Origin of the sequence: Nocardioides marinquilinus (assembly GCF_039543705.1) — a bacterium.
In the GTDB taxonomy this organism is placed as follows: domain Bacteria; phylum Actinomycetota; class Actinomycetes; order Propionibacteriales; family Nocardioidaceae; genus Nocardioides; species Nocardioides marinquilinus.
In genome coordinates this window covers 1-896 of record NZ_BAABKG010000011.1, presented here as the reverse complement: position 1 = coordinate 896, position 896 = coordinate 1, and the positions used below count along the sequence as shown (strand labels likewise).

General features: G+C 48.5%; 2 protein-coding genes. Both read left to right on the top strand.

Annotated elements, in window-relative coordinates; translation table 11 throughout:
- The first annotated feature begins 172 nt into the window (after window positions 1-172).
- Window positions 173-613, top strand: coding sequence for a recombination protein NinB (locus ABEA04_RS22925; RefSeq protein ID WP_000736903.1), 441 nt, complete (start codon window positions 173-175; stop codon window positions 611-613).
- A 53-nt stretch (window positions 614-666) separates the two neighbouring features.
- Window positions 667-896 (top strand): hypothetical protein (locus ABEA04_RS22920; RefSeq protein WP_425577068.1); only part of this gene is annotated, 230 nt, incomplete at its 3' end.

Here is an 896-nt window from a genome sequence, read left to right as displayed (position 1 = left end):
GAACGGGAAGGAAAGATGAGCACGAACCTGGTTTTTAAGGAGTGTCGCCAGAGTGCCGCGATGAAACGGGTATTGGCGGTATATGGAGTTAAAAGATGACCATCTACATTACTGAGCTAATAACAGGCCTGCTGGTAATCGCAGGCCTTTTTATTTGGGGGAGAGGGAAGTCATGAAAAAACTAACCTTTGAAATTCGATCTCCAGCACATCAGCAAAACGCTATTCACGCAGTACAGCAAATCCTTCCAGACCCAACCAAACCAATCGTAGTAACCATTCAGGAACGCAACCGCAGCTTAGACCAAAACAGGAAGCTATGGGCCTGCTTAGGTGACGTCTCTCGTCAGGTTGAATGGCATGGTCGCTGGCTGGATGCAGAAAGCTGGAAGTGTGTGTTTACCGCAGCATTAAAGCAGCAGGATGTTGTTCCTAACCTTGCCGGGAATGGCTTTGTGGTAATAGGCCAGTCAACCAGCAGGATGCGTGTAGGCGAATTTGCGGAGCTATTAGAGCTTATACAGGCATTCGGTACAGAGCGTGGCGTTAAGTGGTCAGACGAAGCGAGACTGGCTCTGGAGTGGAAAGCGAGATGGGGAGACAGGGCTGCATGATAAATGTCGTTAGTTTCTCCGGTGGCAGGACGTCAGCATATTTGCTCTGGCTAATGGAGCAAAAGCGACGGGCAGGTAAAGACGTGCATTACGTTTTCATGGATACAGGTTGTGAACATCCAATGACATATCGGTTTGTCAGGGAAGTTGTGAAGTTCTGGGATATACCGCTCACCGTATTGCAGGTTGATATCAACCCGGAGCTTGGACAGCCAAATGGTTATACGGTATGGGAACCAAAGGATATTCAGACGCGAAAGCCTGTTCTGAAGCCATTTATCGA

Bases quoted from the DNA above. Each gene is read 5' to 3' on its own strand.
- ABEA04_RS22925 (WP_000736903.1), top strand. From the start codon at position 173: ATGAAAAAACTAACCTTTGAAATTCGATCTCCAGCACATCAGCAAAAC.